We start from the raw sequence: 821 nt of genomic DNA, 5'->3' as shown, positions 1-821 counted from the left end.
GGCCGGCCCAGCGCGTCGTAGGTCGTGGTCGTCCACAGCCGCGCGCTGTTGCCGCTGGCGCACATGTCGGCACTCACCGACGGCCCGCCGCCGACCACGCCCGAGACCAGGAACGGGTTCGAACTCGCCTGCGGTTTGCCGGTGGCCTCGTAGGCGGTGCAGGTCACCGCCAGGTCCTTGTTCGGCACCCCGGCGTTGAAGGTCTCCACCGCCTTCATCACCGGGCGGCCGAGCACGTCGAAGTAGGTCCACTGCCCCGGCGACTCGGTGGTCAGCACCTGCTCGCGGAACTTCGCCCCGGCCGGACAGGCGACCTCCCCGCACAGCCGGTAGGTGGTCAGGGTGCTCGTGCCGTTGGTCGTGTCCCCGACCGCCGTCTGCTTCCAGACCTGGTACGGGCGTCCCAGCTGGCCGTACTGCGCCCGCGCCACCGCCCCGACCGCGTCCGTGGCCTCGGTGACGTTGCCGAACAGGTCGCGGCCGTTGACCGTCTGCGTGAGCTTCTCCACCGAGCCGTTGCCGCTGCCGCCGTTCCAGAACGTCTCGGTGGTGCTCACCGGATAGCGGCCCAGGCCGTCGTAGGCGGTGCGGCTGTAGCGCACCACCGTGGTGATGTCGGCCGGGTGGAACTGCATCGCCGAGGCCGCGCAGGCCGTGGTCGTGGCCGGGTTGGCACAGGTGGCCACCGAGGTCTTGTTGCCGTAGGCGTCCAGGCCGTAGACCTTCAGCGACTCCTGGTCCGCGCCGGCCTCGGCGCCTGCGCGTTCCTGGGTCAGGAGGCCAGTGGTCGGGGCATAGCTGAAGCCGCTCTTGCGCACGAC

The 821-nt window shown here is 71.0% G+C and carries 1 protein-coding gene; it reads right to left on the bottom strand.

The genetic code is table 11. The features are described from left to right. Window positions 1-821, bottom strand: an 821-nt coding sequence (locus tag MD221_RS17715; protein ID WP_242113396.1) for a hypothetical protein, incomplete at both ends; no start/stop codon positions are given.

Origin of the sequence: Luteimonas aquatica, from assembly GCF_022662575.1 — a bacterium.
Lineage (GTDB): Bacteria > Pseudomonadota > Gammaproteobacteria > Xanthomonadales > Xanthomonadaceae > Luteimonas > Luteimonas aquatica.
The sequence above is the reverse complement of the archived record's forward strand: the minus strand, read 5'-3'. Positions and strand labels throughout refer to the sequence as shown.